General features: G+C 64.3%; 19 protein-coding genes and 1 riboswitch. Of the genes, 16 read left to right on the top strand and 3 right to left on the bottom strand.

From position 1 onward, the window contains the following. Positions 1-75: 75 nt before the first annotated feature. The 5 genes from QY049_RS17930 (at position 76) to QY049_RS17910 (ending at position 5,925) form a co-directional block, all read left to right on the top strand. Positions 76-1,185 (top strand): ABC transporter ATP-binding protein, encoded by a 1,110-nt coding sequence (locus QY049_RS17930; RefSeq protein ID WP_301269766.1) that lies wholly within the window; start codon positions 76-78, stop codon positions 1,183-1,185. A 62-nt stretch (positions 1,186-1,247) separates the two neighbouring features. Next, positions 1,248-2,306: an ABC transporter substrate-binding protein gene (locus tag QY049_RS17925; RefSeq protein ID WP_301269765.1), complete on the top strand. Its 1,059-nt coding sequence runs from the start codon at positions 1,248-1,250 to the stop codon at positions 2,304-2,306. Positions 2,307-2,390: 84 nt separating this feature from the next. Continuing rightward, positions 2,391-3,653: an ABC transporter permease gene (locus QY049_RS17920; protein ID WP_301269764.1), complete on the top strand. Its 1,263-nt coding sequence runs from the start codon at positions 2,391-2,393 to the stop codon at positions 3,651-3,653. Continuing rightward, positions 3,650-4,477, top strand: coding sequence for an ABC transporter permease (locus tag QY049_RS17915; protein ID WP_301269763.1), 828 nt, complete (start codon positions 3,650-3,652; stop codon positions 4,475-4,477). Before QY049_RS17920 ends, QY049_RS17915 begins: the two co-directional genes overlap by 4 nt. Before the next feature lie 239 nt (positions 4,478-4,716). After that, positions 4,717-5,925: an ABC transporter substrate-binding protein gene (locus tag QY049_RS17910; RefSeq protein ID WP_258765728.1), complete on the top strand. Its 1,209-nt coding sequence runs from the start codon at positions 4,717-4,719 to the stop codon at positions 5,923-5,925. A 199-nt stretch (positions 5,926-6,124) separates the two neighbouring features. Here the strand turns inward: QY049_RS17910 and QY049_RS17905 are convergent, their stop codons facing one another. Further along, the gene (locus tag QY049_RS17905; protein WP_301269762.1) at positions 6,125-6,664 is read right to left on the bottom strand and encodes a PRC-barrel domain-containing protein; all 540 of its coding nucleotides are present in this window, start codon (positions 6,662-6,664) and stop codon (positions 6,125-6,127) included. A 67-nt stretch (positions 6,665-6,731) separates the two neighbouring features. On the opposite strand from QY049_RS17905, the gene QY049_RS17900 reads away from it, so the two are divergent. Beyond that, a complete protein-coding gene (locus tag QY049_RS17900) occupies positions 6,732-6,896 on the top strand; it encodes a hypothetical protein (RefSeq protein WP_194480011.1) in 165 nt (54 codons plus the stop codon). Here QY049_RS17900 and QY049_RS17895 read toward each other — a convergent pair. Continuing rightward, on the bottom strand, positions 6,884-7,456 hold the full coding sequence (locus QY049_RS17895; protein ID WP_194480009.1) for a hypothetical protein: 573 nt from the start codon (positions 7,454-7,456) through the stop codon (positions 6,884-6,886). The genes QY049_RS17900 and QY049_RS17895 overlap by 13 nt on opposite strands. A gap of 181 nt (positions 7,457-7,637) precedes the next feature. Here QY049_RS17895 and QY049_RS17890 point away from each other — a divergent pair, with 181 nt between their 5' ends. Then, on the top strand, positions 7,638-8,378 hold the full coding sequence (locus QY049_RS17890) for a response regulator (protein ID WP_194480007.1): 741 nt from the start codon (positions 7,638-7,640) through the stop codon (positions 8,376-8,378). Positions 8,379-8,392: 14 nt separating this feature from the next. Beyond that, positions 8,393-9,718, top strand: coding sequence for an ATP-binding protein (locus tag QY049_RS17885; protein WP_301269761.1), 1,326 nt, complete (start codon positions 8,393-8,395; stop codon positions 9,716-9,718). 9 nt (positions 9,719-9,727) lie between these two features. Here QY049_RS17885 and QY049_RS17880 read toward each other — a convergent pair whose 3' ends face one another. Continuing rightward, entirely contained in the window at positions 9,728-9,973 is a 246-nt protein-coding gene (locus tag QY049_RS17880; protein WP_301269760.1) for a hypothetical protein, read from the bottom strand. A 233-nt stretch (positions 9,974-10,206) separates the two neighbouring features. On the opposite strand from QY049_RS17880, the gene QY049_RS17875 reads away from it, so the two are divergent. From QY049_RS17875 to QY049_RS17840, 8 genes are all read left to right on the top strand, one after another. Beyond that, positions 10,207-10,737 carry a lytic transglycosylase domain-containing protein gene (locus tag QY049_RS17875; protein WP_194480002.1) on the top strand — a complete coding sequence of 177 codons (531 nt, stop codon included), beginning with the start codon at positions 10,207-10,209 and terminating at the stop codon, positions 10,735-10,737. 52 nt (positions 10,738-10,789) lie between these two features. Next, a riboswitch (TPP riboswitch) is annotated at positions 10,790-10,918 on the top strand. Beyond that, a complete protein-coding gene (locus QY049_RS17870; protein WP_301269759.1) occupies positions 10,906-11,916 on the top strand; it encodes an FAD-dependent oxidoreductase in 1,011 nt (336 codons plus the stop codon). Its footprint overlaps the riboswitch before it by 13 nt. Further along, positions 11,907-12,104 (top strand): sulfur carrier protein ThiS, encoded by a 198-nt coding sequence (thiS, locus tag QY049_RS17865; RefSeq protein ID WP_194479998.1) that lies wholly within the window; start codon positions 11,907-11,909, stop codon positions 12,102-12,104. The genes QY049_RS17870 and thiS overlap by 10 nt, the downstream gene beginning before the upstream one ends. A gap of 4 nt (positions 12,105-12,108) precedes the next feature. Further along, positions 12,109-12,891 (top strand): thiazole synthase, encoded by a 783-nt coding sequence (locus QY049_RS17860; protein WP_301269758.1) that lies wholly within the window; start codon positions 12,109-12,111, stop codon positions 12,889-12,891. After that, positions 12,878-13,501, top strand: a complete 624-nt coding sequence (locus QY049_RS17855) for a thiamine phosphate synthase (protein ID WP_194479994.1) — start codon at positions 12,878-12,880, stop codon at positions 13,499-13,501. The genes QY049_RS17860 and QY049_RS17855 overlap by 14 nt, the downstream gene beginning before the upstream one ends. 202 nt (positions 13,502-13,703) lie before the next feature. Next, a complete protein-coding gene (gene thiC / locus QY049_RS17850; protein WP_301269757.1) occupies positions 13,704-15,602 on the top strand; it encodes a phosphomethylpyrimidine synthase ThiC in 1,899 nt (632 codons plus the stop codon). 314 nt (positions 15,603-15,916) lie between these two features. Next, entirely contained in the window at positions 15,917-16,396 is a 480-nt protein-coding gene (locus QY049_RS17845; protein WP_301269756.1) for a hypothetical protein, read from the top strand. Positions 16,397-16,446: 50 nt separating this feature from the next. After that, a complete protein-coding gene (locus tag QY049_RS17840) occupies positions 16,447-16,965 on the top strand; it encodes a mismatch-specific DNA-glycosylase (protein ID WP_301269755.1) in 519 nt (172 codons plus the stop codon). Positions 16,966-16,998 lie beyond the last annotated feature (33 nt).

Here is a 16,998-nt window from a genome sequence, read left to right as displayed (position 1 = left end):
TGGAGGATGCTAAGCTGATCGCCGCAACCTCGAACGAGGTGCCGACAGCATCGTAGGCGACAACGCGAGGACAACATGGAAGCCGGCATGGTCACGCCTGCGCCGGCATTGGTGCGCTTTTCCGGCATTCAGAAGACCTATGATGGCGAGCATCTCGTGGTGAAGAACCTCGATCTCGACATCAGGAAGGGCGAGTTCATCACCCTGCTCGGCCCGTCGGGCTCGGGCAAGACGACCACGCTGATGATGCTGGCCGGCTTCGAGGTTCCGACCCAGGGCGAGATCTACCTCGCGGACCGCCCGATCAAGAACATGCCGCCGCACAAGCGCGACATCGGCATGGTGTTCCAGAACTATGCACTGTTTCCGCACCTGACGATCGAGGAGAACGTTGCCTTCCCGCTGTCCGTTCGCAAGACGAACAAGGCGGAAACGCAGGAACGCGTCAAGGCGGCGCTGCGGATGATCAAGATGGAAACGATGGCGCAGCGGCGGCCCGGGCAGCTGTCCGGCGGCCAGCAGCAGCGCGTGGCGCTGGCCCGCGCGCTGGTCTTCAATCCGCAGCTCGTGCTGATGGACGAGCCGCTCGGCGCCCTGGACAAGCGCCTGCGCGAGCAGATGCAATTGGAGATCAAGCAGTTGCACGAGACGATGGGCATCACCGTCGTCTATGTCACCCACGACCAGAGCGAAGCGCTCACCATGTCGGACCGCATTGCCGTGTTCAACGACGGCATCGTGCAGCAGATCGACCGGCCCGACGCGCTGTACGAGCGTCCGGTGAACAGCTTCGTCGCCAATTTCGTCGGCGAGAACAACGTGCTTGATGGCACCGTCGAGACATCAGACAAGGATTATTGCCGCGTCGCGCTGGCGGCGGGCGGCACCGTCATGGCCCGTGCGGTCAACGTCTCAGGCGCGGGCGCAGCGACCTCGCTGTCGGTGCGGCCGGAGCGCATCGCGATTGTCGCTGACGGCGCCTCCAGCGACGGACCGAACCGGCTGCCGGCCAAGGTGCAGAACACCATCTATCTCGGCGACCACGCGCTGGCCGTGCTCGACGTCGCCGGGAATGCCGAGTTCATGGTCAAGCTTCAGCCGGGCGCGCATGACAGCCTGAGTCCTGGCGAAAGCGTCTTCATCACCTTCCGCCCCGAGGATTGCCTCGCGCTCGATCCCGTCTGATCCCAACGAATTCTGCATCGCTCGACTTCAACCGCAACGCATATGAAGAAGGAACAAGGACCATGCTGAAGCGCAAGACTGGCAAGATTGCTCTGGGTTTCGTCGCGGCGTTCACCGCCGGCGCTGCGCTGGCCACATCGGCGCACGCCCGAGACCTCACCGTCGTGTCGTGGGGCGGCGCCTATCAGGATGCCCAGAAGAAGGTCTATTTCGAGCCGTTCAAGAAGGCATCGGGCGTGCCGATGAACGACGAGTCCTGGGACGGCGGCGTTGGCGTGTTGCGCGCCAAGGTGCAGGGCGGCGCGGCCACCTGGGACGTCGTCCAGGTCGAGAGCGACGAGCTCGCGGTCGGCTGCGAAGAAGGCCTGTACGAGAAGCTGGATTACTCCAAGATCGGCGGCGAGGGTGCTTATATCAAGCCGTCGGTCAATCCCTGCGGTGTCGGCGCCATCCTCTATGATTTCGTGCTCGGCTACGACAAGGACAAACTGAAGGACGCGCCCAAGGGCTGGGCCGACTTCTTCGACGCGAAGAAGATTCCGGGCAAGCGCGCCCTGCGCCAGGGTCCGAAGACCACGCTCGAGATCGCTCTCATGGCCGACGGCGTCGCGCCGAAGGACGTCTACAAGGTGCTGGCGACCGACGAGGGCGTCGATCGCGCGTTCAAGAAGCTCGACACCATCAAGGGCGACCTCGTCTGGTGGAAGGCCGGCGCGCAGCCGCCGCAATTGCTCGCCTCCGGCGAGGTGGCGATGACCTCGGTCTACAATGGCCGCATCGATACTGCGAACAAGAACGAGAAGAAGAATTTCGGCATGGTGTGGGACGGCGCGCTGTTCACCCTCGACAGCTGGGTCATCCTGAAGGGCAGCCCGAACAAGGACGCCGCCTACAAGTTCCTGGATTTCGCCGGCAAGGCGGAGAACCAGTCGAAGCTGTCGGAGAACATCGCCTACGGCACCTCGAACAAGGACGCGGCCGGTCTGTTGCAGCCCGCGGTTCTGAAGGACCTGCCGACCGCGCCCGACAACATCAAGAACGCGGTCGAGATCAATGTCGCCTTCTGGCTCGAGAACATCGACCGCCTCACCGAGCGCTTCAACAAATGGGCCGCGAAGTAGCGCGCGACCGAACCGGCACGTGGCGCAGGCAGAGAGTGGATACCCTTCGCCTGCGCCCAGTCCCTTGCCCGGAATGATCTGTTCATGACAGCAGCGTCCCTGACCGGCGCCGATAGCAAGACCAGCGTGCCGCTCAAGCGCCGCCTGAAGCGGGCGGAGCGCGCACGTCAGTTCAAGGCCCTGGCGCTGGTTGTGCCGCTGCTGCTGTTTCTGCTGTTCACCTTCGCCGGGCCCATCGCAGGCATGCTGTGGCACGCAGTCGATGACCGGGAGGTGCGCCAGGTTCTGCCGCAAACGATCGCAGCTCTCGCCGGCTGGGATGGCAAGGATCTGCCGGACGAAAAGACATACGCGGCGCTGGCAAGCGACATCCAGGCGGCGCGCGCCGCCGGCACCATCGCCATCGCGGCCAAACGGCTCAATTACGCCCTGAACGGTTTTCGCACGATCCTCATCGGCACCGCACGCAATCTGAAGACCGTGCCGGAAGCAGGCACGGCAAGGGAGACGCTGGGCAAGATCAACCCAGCCTGGCGCGAACGCGCAACTTGGACGACGATCAAGGACGCCGGTGGCCCGGTCACCAGCTTCTACCTTCTGGGGGCGCTCGACCTCGTCAGGAACGCGGACGGCGCGATCGTCGCAGCCCCGCCGGATCAGGCCATCTACCGCGAGGTTTTCGCCCGTACCTTCCTCATCAGCCTCGGTGTCACAGCGCTCTGCCTGATACTCGGCTTTCCGGTCGCCTATCTGCTCGCGGCGCTGCCGCCGGGCAAGTCGAACCTCTTGATGATCTTCGTGCTGCTGCCGTTCTGGACGTCGCTCCTGGTCCGCACCTGCGCCTGGATCGTGCTGCTGCAGAGCAAGGGTGTCGTCAACGACAGCCTGCACTGGCTCGGCATCATCGACGAGCCGTTGCGCCTGATCTACAACCGGTTCGGCGTCTGCGTGGCCATGACCCACGTGCTGCTGCCGTTCATGATCCTGCCGCTGTACAGCAGCATGAAGGCGATCTCGCCGGCGTATATGCGCGCCGCCGCCTCGCTCGGCGCGCCGCCCCTTACCGCCTTCCTGCGGATCTATCTGCCGCAAACCCTGCCCGGCGTCGGCGCGGGCAGCCTGCTCGTCTTCATCCTTGCACTCGGCTACTACATCACCCCCGCCCTCGTCGGCGGCGCCGCCGATCAGATGATCAGCTACTTCATCGCGCTCTACACCACCGAAACAGCCAATTGGGGCCTGGCTTCGGCGCTGGGGGCAGTGCTGCTGCTCGCCACAATTCTGCTCGCCCTCGTCTACGGCAAGCTGGTGCAGGGCCAGCAGGTCGCGGGAGGGATGAAGAATTGAGCGACGCTCCCTCCTTGCGCACACCCAGCCAGCGCATCGCGTGGACCGCAACCATGGTCATCTCCGCGCTGGTGTTCGTCTTCCTGATCGCGCCGATCCTGGCGATCATGCCGCTGTCCTTCAGCTCGGGCTCGTATCTCACCTATCCGCTGCCGGGCCTCTCCTTGCGCTGGTACGACGAATTCATCACCTCGCCGCGCTGGATGAATTCGCTGAAGAACAGCATGATCATCGGTGTCGCTTCGACGCTGCTATCGATGGCGCTCGGGACGTTGGCAGCTCTTGGGCTCGCGCAATGGAAGAGCCGGTTCAAACCGCTGGTGCTGGCTTTCGTGCTGTCGCCGGTCGTTGTGCCCGGTGTCATCACCGCGGTCGGTCTCTATTTCTTCTTCGCGCCGATCGGGCTGACCGGCAGCTATCTCGGCCTGATTCTCGCCCACACCGCGCTCGCAACGCCGTTCGTGGTGATCACGGTCGGCGCGACGCTGCAGAGCTTCGACACCAACCTCGCCCGCGCCGCTGCCTCGCTCGGCGCATCGCCGCTTCAAGCATTCCGCCGTGTGATCCTCCCGCTGATCCTGCCGGGCCTGGCATCGGGCGCCCTGTTCGCCTTCGCGACCAGCTTCGACGAGGTCGTGATCGTGCTGTTCATGGCGGGACCGGAGCAGCGCACCTTGCCGCGCGAAATGTTCAGCGGTATCCGCGAGAACATCAGCCCGACCATCACGGCGGCCGCAGTGATCCTGACGACGGTTTCGGTCATCCTCCTCGCGACACTGGAAGCCCTGCGCCGGCGCAACGAGCGGCTCAAGGGCGGCGGCTGAGCGCCCCCAACGTCATTCCGGGGCGCGCCCTCTTGGGCGCGAGCCCGGAATCCATTCACCCACCGTCGCTGCGGCACGATGGATTCCGGGCTCTCGCTGCGCGCGCCCCGGAATGACGGAGAGCACTACCTTATTTCTCACCCCACCTCGCAATTCCCCGGCCTTTGCCCCAGCGCCGGTTTGTCGCTAGAACAGTCCCCGCAAACAAAACCCCAACAACAAGACTGAGGGAGAACAATATGCAAAAACTCATCGCCGCGGTCGCGGCCAGCTTCGCCATGGCCGCAACATGCGGCACGGCGCAGGCCCAGATTTCCGACAACGTCGTCAAGCTCGGCGTGCTCACCGACATGTCGAGCCTCTATGCCGACGCGACCGGCAAGGGGTCGCTCGCCGCCGTCGAGATGGCCGTCGCCGATTACGGCGGCAAGGTCGCGGGCGTCCCGATCCAGGTCGTGTCCGCCGATCACCAGAACAAGCCCGACGTCGGCGTCAACATTGCCCGCAACTGGTACGACAACGACAAGGTGGACGCGGTCATGGACGTGCCGACCTCATCGGTCGCATTGCCGATTTCGGCACTGACGCGCGAGAAGAACAAGATCAACATCAATTCCGGCGGTGGCTCCTCCGACATCACGGGCGTCGCCTGCTCACCCAACACGGTGCACTGGACCTACGACACCTACGCGCTGTCGAATGTCGCCGGCAAGGCGATGGTGAAGCGCGGCGAGGATACCTGGTTCTTCGTCACCGCCGACTATGCCTTCGGCATGGCGCTCGAGCGCGACGCCGCCAACGTCGTCAAGGAGAGCGGCGGCAAGGTGCTCGGCGACGTCCGCCACCCGCTCAACTCGTCCGACTTCTCGTCGTTCCTGCTCCAGGCCCAGGCCTCGAAGGCCAAGGTGGTCGCGCTGGCGAACGCCGGTGGCGATACCACCAATGCGCTGAAGCAGGCCGCCGAGTTCGGCATCACGCAAGGCGGCCAGAAGATGATCGCGCTGCTCATGGAAATCACCGACGTTCATTCGCTCGGCATCAAGGCGACGCAAGGCCTGATCATCACCGATGCGTTCTACTGGGACACCAATGACGAGACCCGCGCCTTCTCCAAGCGTTTCAACGACAAGGTCGGCCACATGCCGACCATGATCCAGGCCGGCCTCTATTCGGCGACGATGCACTATCTGAAGGCGATCGAGGCCATCAAGACCGACGAAGCGCCGAAGGTGATGGAGCAGATGCGCAAGATGCCGATCAACGACTTCTTCGCCAAGAACGGCAAGATCCGCATCGACGGCCGCATGGTCCACGACATGAATCTGTACGAGGTGAAGAAGCCCGAGGAATCCAAGGGCGAGTGGGACCTCTACAAGCTGATCGCCACCGTGCCCGGCGACGAAGCCTTCCGCCCGCTCGACAAGGGCGGCTGCCCGCTGGTGAAGTGAGGTTGGCTCTATTCCGCCGTCATTGCGAGCGTAGCGAAGCAATCCAAAATCCCTCTGCGGCGACGGTCTGGATCGCTTCGTCGCACCAGCGCAAAATTGCTCTGCAATTTTGTCGCGGGCTCTTCACAGTGACAAAAGACACGACAGCGCGCCCGGTGAAAACCGGGCGCGCTTCGTTTCGGCACTCACGCGATCCGCATTACTCCGAGTACTTGAACTCGGGCATGTTCTTCAGCTGGTCCTTGGTCGCATTGAACACGGCGTGGTCGGGATACCACTTCGACGACGAACTCTTCGTGGTCGTGGTCGTCTTCTCGGTGCTGGTCGCAGCGCCGGTCGTCGTGGTCGCGGCCGGCTTGGCGTTCGGGTTTGTCGTCGTGGTAGAGGCGACGGCCTCGTTGACGAACTTCAGCTTCTCGTACGGCACGGCGACGAGATGCTCGCCCATGCCGAGGAAGCCGCCGACGCCGATCACGGCGATCTTGATGCTGCCGCTCTTGTCCATCAGCAGGTCGTTGATCGAGCCGATGTTCTCGTTGGCCTCGTTGTAGACCTTGACGCCGTCCATCTTCGAGGTACGCCATTCGCCCGACGCGCTCGTCGTCGTGGTCGTCGCCGTCGAAGCCGTTGGCGACTTGTCGGTGGTGGTCGTGGTGGTGGCGGCCGGATTTTGCGCAAACGCAACGGTCGCAAGCAGAGCGGTGCCGGCAAGGCCGGCGGCGATCGATTTCATCAACATTGTTGTCCTCTCCTTCAGCAGAAAACTTGTGCGGAGAGAACAGCCACGATCACGCGCAGTTCCTAGCGTGCGGCAATTTCGTTGCGCCATCGCGGTGCAGCGGCGCGAGCAGAAGTTCCTGCTCGGGAACGTGCGAGATGCACAGTTCCCCGCCGACGATCATGCGCCCTGGGTGAAGCACGATCGCGGCGAGGAACGCGCCGACCAGCGTCGCGCAGGTCAGCTCTTGTAGTCGATCAGCAGCGCCGAAAAATCCGAACTGCTCGACGCGCTCGTCGTGCCGTCGGCGCCGTAGGAGGAGTTCGACGACTGCGACTGCTGCAACGCCTGGAGAAACTGCTCGAGTATCTTGGCCGTGCTGCTGTCGGTCGAACTGCTGCTCGTCGAATCCGTCGACGACGAGGAATCCGAAGAGCCGTCATCCGACGGCGGCGGACCGGGAGGCGGGCCGCCCGCGCCACCGGGACCGCCGGGGCCCTTGGCGAAGGCGGACTGAAACACGCCCTTCAGTTCGTCGGCCTGATCCGACGTCAGCGTCCCGCTCGAGACCTCGTTCGAGATGAGATCGTCGATCTTGGATTTCAGCCCGTCCTTGGACGGCCTGGTGCCGCTGGACTGATCGCTGGAGCGGCTCTGCTGGAGCGCGGTGTCGATGTCTTGCAGGGCGGTCGTGAGCGCGGACTGGTCCGAGGACGAGATCGTGCCGTCGGACACTTCCGACTGCAATTCCTGCTGTAGCCGCTGGAGCGGCGACTGGTGATGACTGGCGGAAGCCGCCGAAATCGAAGTCATGGATGGCACCGTGGTTTTTGCGGGGTTTCGGACGCAACTGCGCCACGGTATGGTTAACGGGCTTAACGGGACCTTGCCGCACGACGACGCAGTCGTTGCCCTTTGTTGCGGAAATACATTCCGAAACAAACGGAAACAAAAATCTTCGCCTTTTGGCCCGAATCTTGGACAAACAAGGCCCATGGCCATTCCCTCTCCCAACATCCTGGTCGTCGAGGACGACCGCGAAACCCGGACGTTGATTGCGAAATATTTGCGCAACAACTCCTGCAACGTGACCGCTGTGAGCGACGGGCGCGAGATGTCGCGCGCCATGGCCGACCACCGCGTTGACCTCATCATTCTCGACGTCATGCTGCCCGGCGAAGACGGTCTCAGCCTGTGCCGCAAGGTGCGCTCCGAGGCGCAGACGCCGATCATCATGCTGACCGCGCGCGGCGAGGACGTCGACCGCATCGTCGGCCTCGAGATGGGCGCGGACGATTACCTGCCGAAGCCGTTCAACCCGCGCGAACTGCTCGCCCGCATCAACGCGGTGCTGCGGCGCCAGGCCTCCGCCCAGGCCGCAAGCTCGATCGAGGGGGCCTCGACGCTCGCCTTCGAAGGCTGGCGCATCGATCTGCGCCTGCGCGAGCTGCGCAATCCGGAAGGCGCCCGCGTCGCGGTGACCAGCGCCGAGTTCGACCTGCTCCGCACCTTCTGCGAGCGTCCCGGCCGGGTGCTGTCGCGCGACAGCCTGCTCGATCTCACGCAGGGCCGCAACACCGGCTCGTTCGAGCGCTCCATCGACGTTCTGGTCAGCCGCATCCGCCGCAAGATCGAGCCCAATCCGGCCGACCCCACCATCATCAAGACGGTGCGTTCCGGCGGTTACCTGTTTACGCCCAGAACGGAAGCGGTTACGACGCCCCTGAGCAACTGACAGGGCGTGCGACGATGAGGCCGTTCGGGTTCTTCCACCTCAAGGGCATCGGCGGCCAGATCGCCGCGCTGGTGCTGGCCTCGACCGTCGCGCTGCATCTCGTCGTCACCACCGCCTTCCTGATCAGCCGGCCCGACCGTCCGGACGCGCCGCCGGACGGTGCCCATCAACTGACCGATGCGGCGCTGCTGCTGAATTCAGCTGCCGAGAGCGATCGTCCGCGCCTCGTCGCCGATCTGGTCCGCGCCTTCCCGAAACTCCGGATCGAGACGCTCGCGCCCGGCACGGCGACGATCGTCGCGGACAGCGACAGCCAGCACCTGCACGGGATCCGCCGCCACCTCGGCTACGGCTTCAAGGTGGGACGGCTTTCGCCCGACGGCGACGCCTATCGCATCGGCGTGGAGTTGCCCGACGGCAGCATGATCGCGGGCCACGTCGAGAACGGTCCGCGTCCCTGGTTCTGGGGCGCGCCGTGGCTGGTGACGCTGATGACCGCCTTCATCTGCATCACCGTGCTCGGCCTGTGGGCGGCGCGCGCGCTGGCGACGCCGCTGTCGTCCTTTGCCAAGGCGGCCGAGAATTTCAGCCTCGACGGCGAAGCGGAGCCGCTGCCCGAGCGCGGCCCGGAGGAGATCCGCTCGGTCGCCCGCGCGCTCAACCGCATGCACGAGCGCATCGCGCGGCTGATGTCGGATCGCACCCGCATGCTGGCGGCGATCAGCCACGACCTGCGCACCCCGATCACGCGGCTGCGCCTGCGCGCCGAGTTCATCGAGGACGAGGGCAACCGCAAGCGCATGCTGATCGACCTCGACCAGATGCGCTCGATGCTGGAGAGCGTGCTGTCGCTGTTGCGCAACGACCGCCAGATCGAGGCGATCACGCTGGTCGACATCGCGAGCACGCTGCAACTCGTCGCCGACCAGTTCGGCGACATGGGCCATGTCGTGCACTACGAGGGCCCCGCTTCCGCGACCGCCGCCGCGCGGCCCGACGATCTGCATCGCGGCGTTACCAACCTCGTCGAGAACGCGGTACGCTTCGGTGCGGAAGTGACGATCCGCCTGGACGTCGCCGGCACCAGGCTCGTCATCGACGTCGAGGATGACGGTCCCGGCATTTCGGATGCGCGCAAGCAGGAGATGCTGGAGCCGTTCGTGCGCGGCGACGACGCGCGCACCATGGACGATTCCACCGGCTTCGGCCTCGGCCTGTCGATCGCGCGCGCGATCGCGCTCGCCCATGGCGGCGAGCTGTCGCTGCACGACCGCCAGCCGCACGGGCTGATCGTGCGGATGCAATTGCCGGTCTGGCAGCAGCCGCGGCTGGCGGCTTAGGACAGCGCCCTACGCCGCGAGCGGCGGATATTCGGCAGCCTTTTCGACAACCTTGGGCTCGTCGAAGATCGCGATCGCCTCGAAGCGATAATTGCAGGCGTGGCAGGTCCAGAGATAGGACACGCGTCCCTCGCCCGGCTCGATCCAGTCGGGCTGCGCGATCGGCGCGCCGCACTGGGCACACGGGTTCTGTGTGGGCAGATCTTGTCCGGACATGTCGCCGCTATGGGTGTCGACCATGGTTGTTTTTGTCATGGCACCTCTCCCGATTCGCAGGGCGCTTCATACTCGCTTTCGCGGGCTGACGCGAATAGACAGGCTCGCTGCCGCGAGTTGTCTGCCTGAGGGAACTTCTGCGCCGGCATTGCGTCGTAACCGCGGCTCTGCGCCGCAAAAACGTCAGCGGCGGCGTTTGGTCACATCATCGCCGCGTTCGGCAGGCCTAACGGCGGCCGGGCGCAGGCCATTCAGGCAAGCCGGGATTTCAGATGAAGATTTTACGCATCGCCGCGCTGCTCGCGGCCGGATTGGTGTCATCGCAGGCCGCAGTCGCGGGCCAGGCCGAATATGCCGAGATGGTCGCGATGCATGCGCGCGCCAACGGCGTGCCGGAGGCGCTGGTGCATCGCGTCATCATGCGCGAGAGCCGCTATCAGCCGGGCCTGGTCGGCCATGGCGGCACAATCGGGCTGATGCAGATCAAGCTCGCGACCGCCCGCGGCCTCGGCTACACCGGCGATGCCGCAGGTCTCCGCGACCCCAACACCAATCTCACCTATGCCGTCAAATACCTCGCCGGCGCCTATCACGCCGCCAACGGCGACCACGACCGAGCCGTGCGTTATTTCGCGGGCGGCTATTACTACGTTGCAAAGCAGCAGCGCCGGCAGGCCCTGCAGCAGGCGAGCTTCGAGCCCCAGCTCGAGCCCAACGGCAATCCGCAGCCGATGTTCGGCGCCGCGCCGCACAGGAAGCTCAGCCTGCACGTCCGCAACGCGCGGGCGCAGTCGCTCAGATAATCCCCCGTTCCAGCCAAACGCGTTGACACAGGCCTCCACAAGCCTACATTAGAGCCGTTCCGAGGGGTGCTCCGAGGAGGAGCTGAGATACCGCTAAATGGGCAAGCCCGCCCAGGACCGCGGTGACCCTTTGAACCTGATCCGGGTCATGCCGGCGAAGGGACAGGGATGTTGCAGACGACCAAGCGACCGGATTCACCGGTATCCATCATCGGCGCAGGCATTGCAGGAGCCTGGCAGGCCCTGTTGTTCGCGCAGGCCGGCCACACCGTGACGCTCCACGAGCGCGGCGACGCGGCGATGGCCGATGCCACCAGCCATTGGGCCGGCGGCATGCTCGCGCCCTACTGCGAGGCGGAGGTCGCCGAACCCGTCATCTCCAGGCTCGGCCAGCGCTCCCTCGACATCTGGCGGCGCGAGCTGCCGGATACGCCGTTCAACGGCTCGCTCGTCGTCGCCCATCCGCGCGAGCGCAACGATTTCGAGCGCTTTGCCCGCATGACCGAGGGCCACCACCGGCTCGATGCGAGCGGCCTCGCCGCGCTCGAGCCGTCGCTGGAGGGCCGTTTTCGTGACGCGCTGTTCTTCCCGACCGAGGGCCATGTCGAGCCGCGGCGCGTTCTGCCGAAACTGCACGAACGCATCAAGGCCGCCGGCGGCACCATCAAGTTCGGCAGCGACGTCCGTGCCGCCGACCTTGATGGCATCGTGATCGATTGCCGCGGCATCAGTGCGCGCGACGAGCAGAGCGAGCTGCGCGGCGTCAAGGGCGAGATGATCCTGATCGAGACCGGCGAGGTGCAGCTGTCGCGCCCGGTGCGCCTGATCCATCCGCGCTGGCCGCTCTACGTGATCCCGCGCGAGGACAATCTGTTCATGCTGGGGGCGACCTCGATCGAGGCCGAGGACACCGGCGTCAGCGTCCGCTCGGCGCTGGAACTGCTGGGTGCCGCCTACACCGTGCATCCGGCATTCGGCGAAGCCCGCATCGTCGAATTCGGCTCGGGCCTTCGTCCCGCCTATCCCGACAATTTGCCGCGCATCGGCGTGCGTGGCGGCAAGATCAGCGTGAACGGGCTCTACCGCCACGGTTTCCTGATCGCCCCTGCCCTCGCCGAGCTGACGCTTAGCTTTGTCGAGCGCGGTCAGATCGACAATGAGGTGATGCAATGCGCGTGATCGTCAACGGCGAGCAGCGTGAGATCAGTTCAGCCAGCGTCGATGCGCTGCTCTCCGAGCTCGACTACGAGGGCACGCATTTCGCCATCGCGCTGAACTACGACGTCGTGCCGAAGAGCCGCTGGGCCGAGACCGCGCTGAAGGCCGGCGACGAGATCGAGATCATCACGCCGCGGCAGGGAGGGTGAAGCCATGGTGACCTTCTACGGCAAGACCTTCGCCTCGCGCCTGCTGATCGGCAGCGCGCTCTATCCATCGCCTGCGATCATGCAGGACGCCATCCGCGCCTCCGGCTCCAACATCGTCACGGTGTCGCTGCGCCGCGAATCCGCCGGCGGCAAGACGGGCGATGCGTTCTGGAAGCTGATCCGCGAGCTCGACGTATCGGTGCTGCCGAACACCGCGGGCTGCCGCAGCGTGCGCGAAGCGGTCACCACCGCAAAACTCGCGCGCGAATTGTTCGGCACCAGCTGGATCAAGCTGGAGGTCATCGCCGACAACGACACGCTGCAGCCCGACGTCGTCGGCCTGGTCGAGGCCGCCACCATCCTGATCAAGGACGGCTTCGAAGTGTTCCCCTATTGCACCGAGGATCTATCGGTCGCCAATCGCCTGGTCGATGCCGGCTGCAAGGTGGTGATGCCGTGGGCCGCGCCGATCGGCAGCGCCAAGGGCATCATCAACCGCGATGCGCTCAAGCTGCTGCGCGAGCGGTTGCCGGACATCACCCTGGTGGTCGACGCCGGCATCGGCGCACCCAGCCACGCGGCTGAAGCGCTCGAACTCGGCTACGACGCCGTGCTGCTCAACACCGCCATCGCCAAGGCCGCCGATCCCGTCGCGATGGCGAATGCCTTCCGCCTCGGTATCGAGGCGGGCCGCACCGCATACGAGGCCGGGCTGATGAACGCTCGCGACTTCGCCTCCCCCTCCACCCCTGTCGTTGGGACCCCGTTCTGGCATGCCGTATCCTGATCGCAACGCGTATCCTGATCGCTTTTACCCTGTCGTCGACAGCCTCAACTGGGTCGAACGCCTGACCAAGCTCGGCGTCGGCACCATCCAGCTGCGCGCGAAAGAGCTGAACGACGCCGACGCGCTGCAGATCGTCACCGACGCGCTGGCGATCACCGAGGGCACGCAAGCCAAGCTCGTCGTGAACGACTATTGGCGCGCGGCGATCGTCGCCGGCGCGAAATATCTGCATCTCGGCCAGGAGGATCTCGCCGACGCCGACCTCAAGGCCATTCGCGAAGCCGGCCTGTCGCTCGGCGTCTCCACGCATGACGACGCGGAGCTCGAAACCGCGCTCAAGGCCAAGCCCGACTATGTCGCGCTCGGCCCGATCTTCTTCACAACGCTCAAATCGATGCGCTTCGCCCCGCAGGGCATTCCGAAGATCACGGAATGGAAGAAGCGCATCGGCAACATCCCGCTGGTTGCGATCGGCGGCATCAAGTTCGAGCACGCCGCGGAGATCTTTGCCGCGGGCGCCGATTCCATCGCCGTGGTGTCCGACGTCACCCAAAATGCCGATCCCGATGCGCGGGTGCGGCAATGGCTCGGCCAGAAGGAGGCTGCGTGATGCGCACGCTCTCTCCACACCCTCAACCGTCATCGCCCGGCCTTATGCGCAATTGCGCATCAGGACCGGGCGATCCAGTACGCCGCGGCTTCTCCGTATCCCATCACCGCCCCTGGAATACTGGATCCCCGCCTTCGCGGGGATGACAGCTGTAATCGACGCTCGCGCAGCGACACCAACGAACTGAGTTAAGGAGGATCCCATGAACATCCGCTCCAACCCCGACAAGACCGTGCCCGCCGTCACTACCGGCCCGCTGCCCTCGTCGCGAAAAATCTTCGCATCGCCCGACGCCGCGCCCGACATGCGCGTGCCGCTGCGCGAGATCATCCTCTCCGAGGGCGCCGGCGAGCCGAACCTGCCGGTCTACGACACCTCGGGCCCCTACACCGATCCCGATGTCACCATCGACGTCAACGCAGGTCTCGCGCGCGGCCGCAAGGCGTGGGTGCTGGAGCGCGGCGGCGTCGAGGAATATGACGGGCGCCAGATCAAGCCCGAGGACAACGGCAGCGTCTCCACCGACAACGCCGCGCGTTCCTTTGCCGCCTATCACAAGCCGCTGCGCGGCCTCGACGGCCACAAGATCACGCAGCTCGAATTCGCCCGCGCCGGCATCATCACCAAGGAGATGATCTACGTCGCCGCCCGCGAAAATCTCGGTCGCAAACAGCAGCTCGAGCGCGCGGAAGCAGCCCTTGCCGACGGCGAGAGCTTTGGCGCCGCGGTGCCCGCCTTCATCACGCCGGAGTTCGTGCGCAGCGAAATCGCGCGCGGCCGCGCCATCATCCCCTCCAACATCAACCACAGTGAGCTCGAGCCGATGATCATCGGCCGCAACTTCCTGACCAAGATCAACGCCAATATCGGCAACTCGGCGGTGACGTCGTCGGTCGAGGAAGAGGTCGAGAAGATGGTGTGGGCGATCCGCTGGGGCGCCGACACCGTGATGGACCTCTCGACCGGCCGCAACATCCACACCACGCGTGAGTGGATCCTGCGCAACGCGCCGGTGCCGATCGGTACGGTCCCCATTTATCAGGCGCTGGAGAAGTGCAACGGCGATCCGGTCAAGCTGACCTGGGAGCTCTACAAGGACACGCTGATCGAGCAGTGCGAGCAGGGCGTCGACTATTTCACCATCCACGCCGGCGTGCGCCTGCAATACATCCACCTCACCGCTGCCAGAGTCACCGGCATCGTCTCGCGCGGCGGCTCGATCATGGCGAAGTGGTGCCTGGCGCATCACAAGGAGAGCTTCCTCTACACCCATTTCGACGAGATCTGCGACCTCATGCGCAAGTATGACGTCTCGTTCTCGCTCGGCGACGGCCTGCGTCCCGGCTCGATCGCCGACGCGAACGACCGCGCCCAGTTCGCGGAGCTGGAGACGCTCGGCGAGCTCACCAAGATTGCGTGGGACAAGGGCTGCCAGGTCATGATCGAAGGCCCCGGCCACGTGCCGATGCACAAGATCAAGATCAACATGGACAAGCAGCTCAAGGAGTGCGGCGAGGCGCCGTTCTACACGCTTGGACCGCTGACCACCGACATCGCGCCGGGCTATGACCACATCACGTCAGGCATCGGTGCGGCCATGATCGGCTGGTTCGGCTGCGCCATGCTCTGCTACGTCACGCCGAAGGAGCATCTTGGGCTACCCGATCGCAACGACGTCAAGACCGGCGTCATCACCTACAAGATCGCCGCCCACGCCAGCGATCTCGCCAAGGGCCACCCGGCAGCCCAGCTGCGCGACGACGCGCTCTCCCGCGCCCGTTTCGACTTCCGCTGGAGCGACCAGTTCAACCTCGGCCTCGACCCTGACACCGCGAAAAACTTCCACGACGAGACCCTGCCCAAGGAAGCCCACAAGGTCGCGCATTTCTGCTCGATGTGCGGCCCGAAATTCTGCTCGATGAAGATCACGCAGGACGTGCGCGACTACGCGGCGACGCTGAACGATCCGAACAGCGTCGGCATGTCGATGCAGGGCACCGCCGAGGACGGCATGGCCAGGATGAGCGCGAAGTTCAAGGAGATGGGCTCAAGCGTTTATCTGGATGCGGAGAAGGTGAAGGAGAGTAATCGGGTGTTGTGAGGGCTCATCCGCCATTCTGGGTAACTAGCATCAAAACCGGGCGAAGCCCGGTTTTTTTGCGCTCTCCGGTTGCAGGTGGGATCGACCGGTGGCATCGTCAGGACATTGCGATGCAAAGTAGACAACACACATGGCGAAATTAACCGGCGGTCGGCCAGATTTCCGAGAGTGGGTAGATAACCACTAATGGAATAATCACGTTCGACCTATCTGCTCTCACCCAACAAGATCAAGCCGCCATCGATCTCCCAAAGGTTCTCGCGAAACTTCTGCTCGAATTTGAGCCGGAACCAAATGCAAGACCGACGACCCTATTGTCGGAAGGTAGTTATGGAGCCGACATTGGACAGAATATCGAAGCTTTGCTGGAGCAAATTTCTCGCACTCGCCGCCAAGAGGAACGCGTTGCAATTTTAGTAGCATCGATCCTCGATAACCCGGCTGTGGGAAAGTCTGCTCTTTTGCGGTATCAAGGCGATAAAGCCAAGTTTGCCGACTGGACCGTCCAAGAAATAAGGAGACTTCTGCTAAATACAGAGTGGTCTTCCGATGAACGGATCGTTGCCTCGCTCGTTCCAAAGCTGTTCACCCGACAATACCCAATGTCTCGTGGAAACCTCCTGCTCGCACTTGCAAAGCATCTCGGGAAATGGCCGGCAGTCAACGAGGCGATCTGGGCGACCTTAGGAAGAACGCGATCCATGTTCGTCGATTGGTACCGAAAAGAGATCGAGGAAGAGCTTTCGCGGCAAGCGGCACCTAAACAATTAAAAACTGGATCCTTTATTGGTTGAGCTTCTCTCTGGCTCGGCTGCTCTCATCCTGCCATGCGACGGATTGTAATTTGCCACGTGCTACCATCCACCGCCTCCCCGACCAACTCCGCCCCAACCTCCGCCTCGTCTTCGTCGGCACCGCCGCCTCGACGCGCTCGGCGGAGCTCGGGCACTACTATGCGCATCCCGGCAACCGCTTCTGGCGCGCGATCCACGAGGCCGGGATCACGCCGCGGCGGTATCAGCCAAGTGAGTTTGCGGAATTGATCGCGCTCGGGATCGGCTTCACCGATCTGTCCAAGTCGGGCGCGGGGATGGATCACCAGATCGCGGCTGAGACGATCGACGTGCCCGGCTTCAGGGCGAAGATGGAAAAATATCGGCCGCAGACGATTGCGTTCACGAGCAAGAAGGCGGCGAGTTTGTTCTATGGCAAGCCGTCGAGCGGGATTGTGCTGGGGCGGCAGCCGCGAGACGACAGCTCGCCGGAGATTTTCGTGCTGCCGTCGCCGTCGGGTGCGGCGTCCGGGCGTTGGACGTTGGAGCCGTGGCGGGAGTTGGGAAGGTGGGTTGCTGCGCTCAGGTAAGCCACCGGCAGCGCGGCACACTCACGCGTCGTC

Source organism: Bradyrhizobium sp. WYCCWR 13022 (genome assembly GCF_030435535.1).
Classification (GTDB): domain Bacteria; phylum Pseudomonadota; class Alphaproteobacteria; order Rhizobiales; family Xanthobacteraceae; genus Bradyrhizobium.
This window is presented reverse-complemented; position numbering and strand designations above follow the sequence as displayed.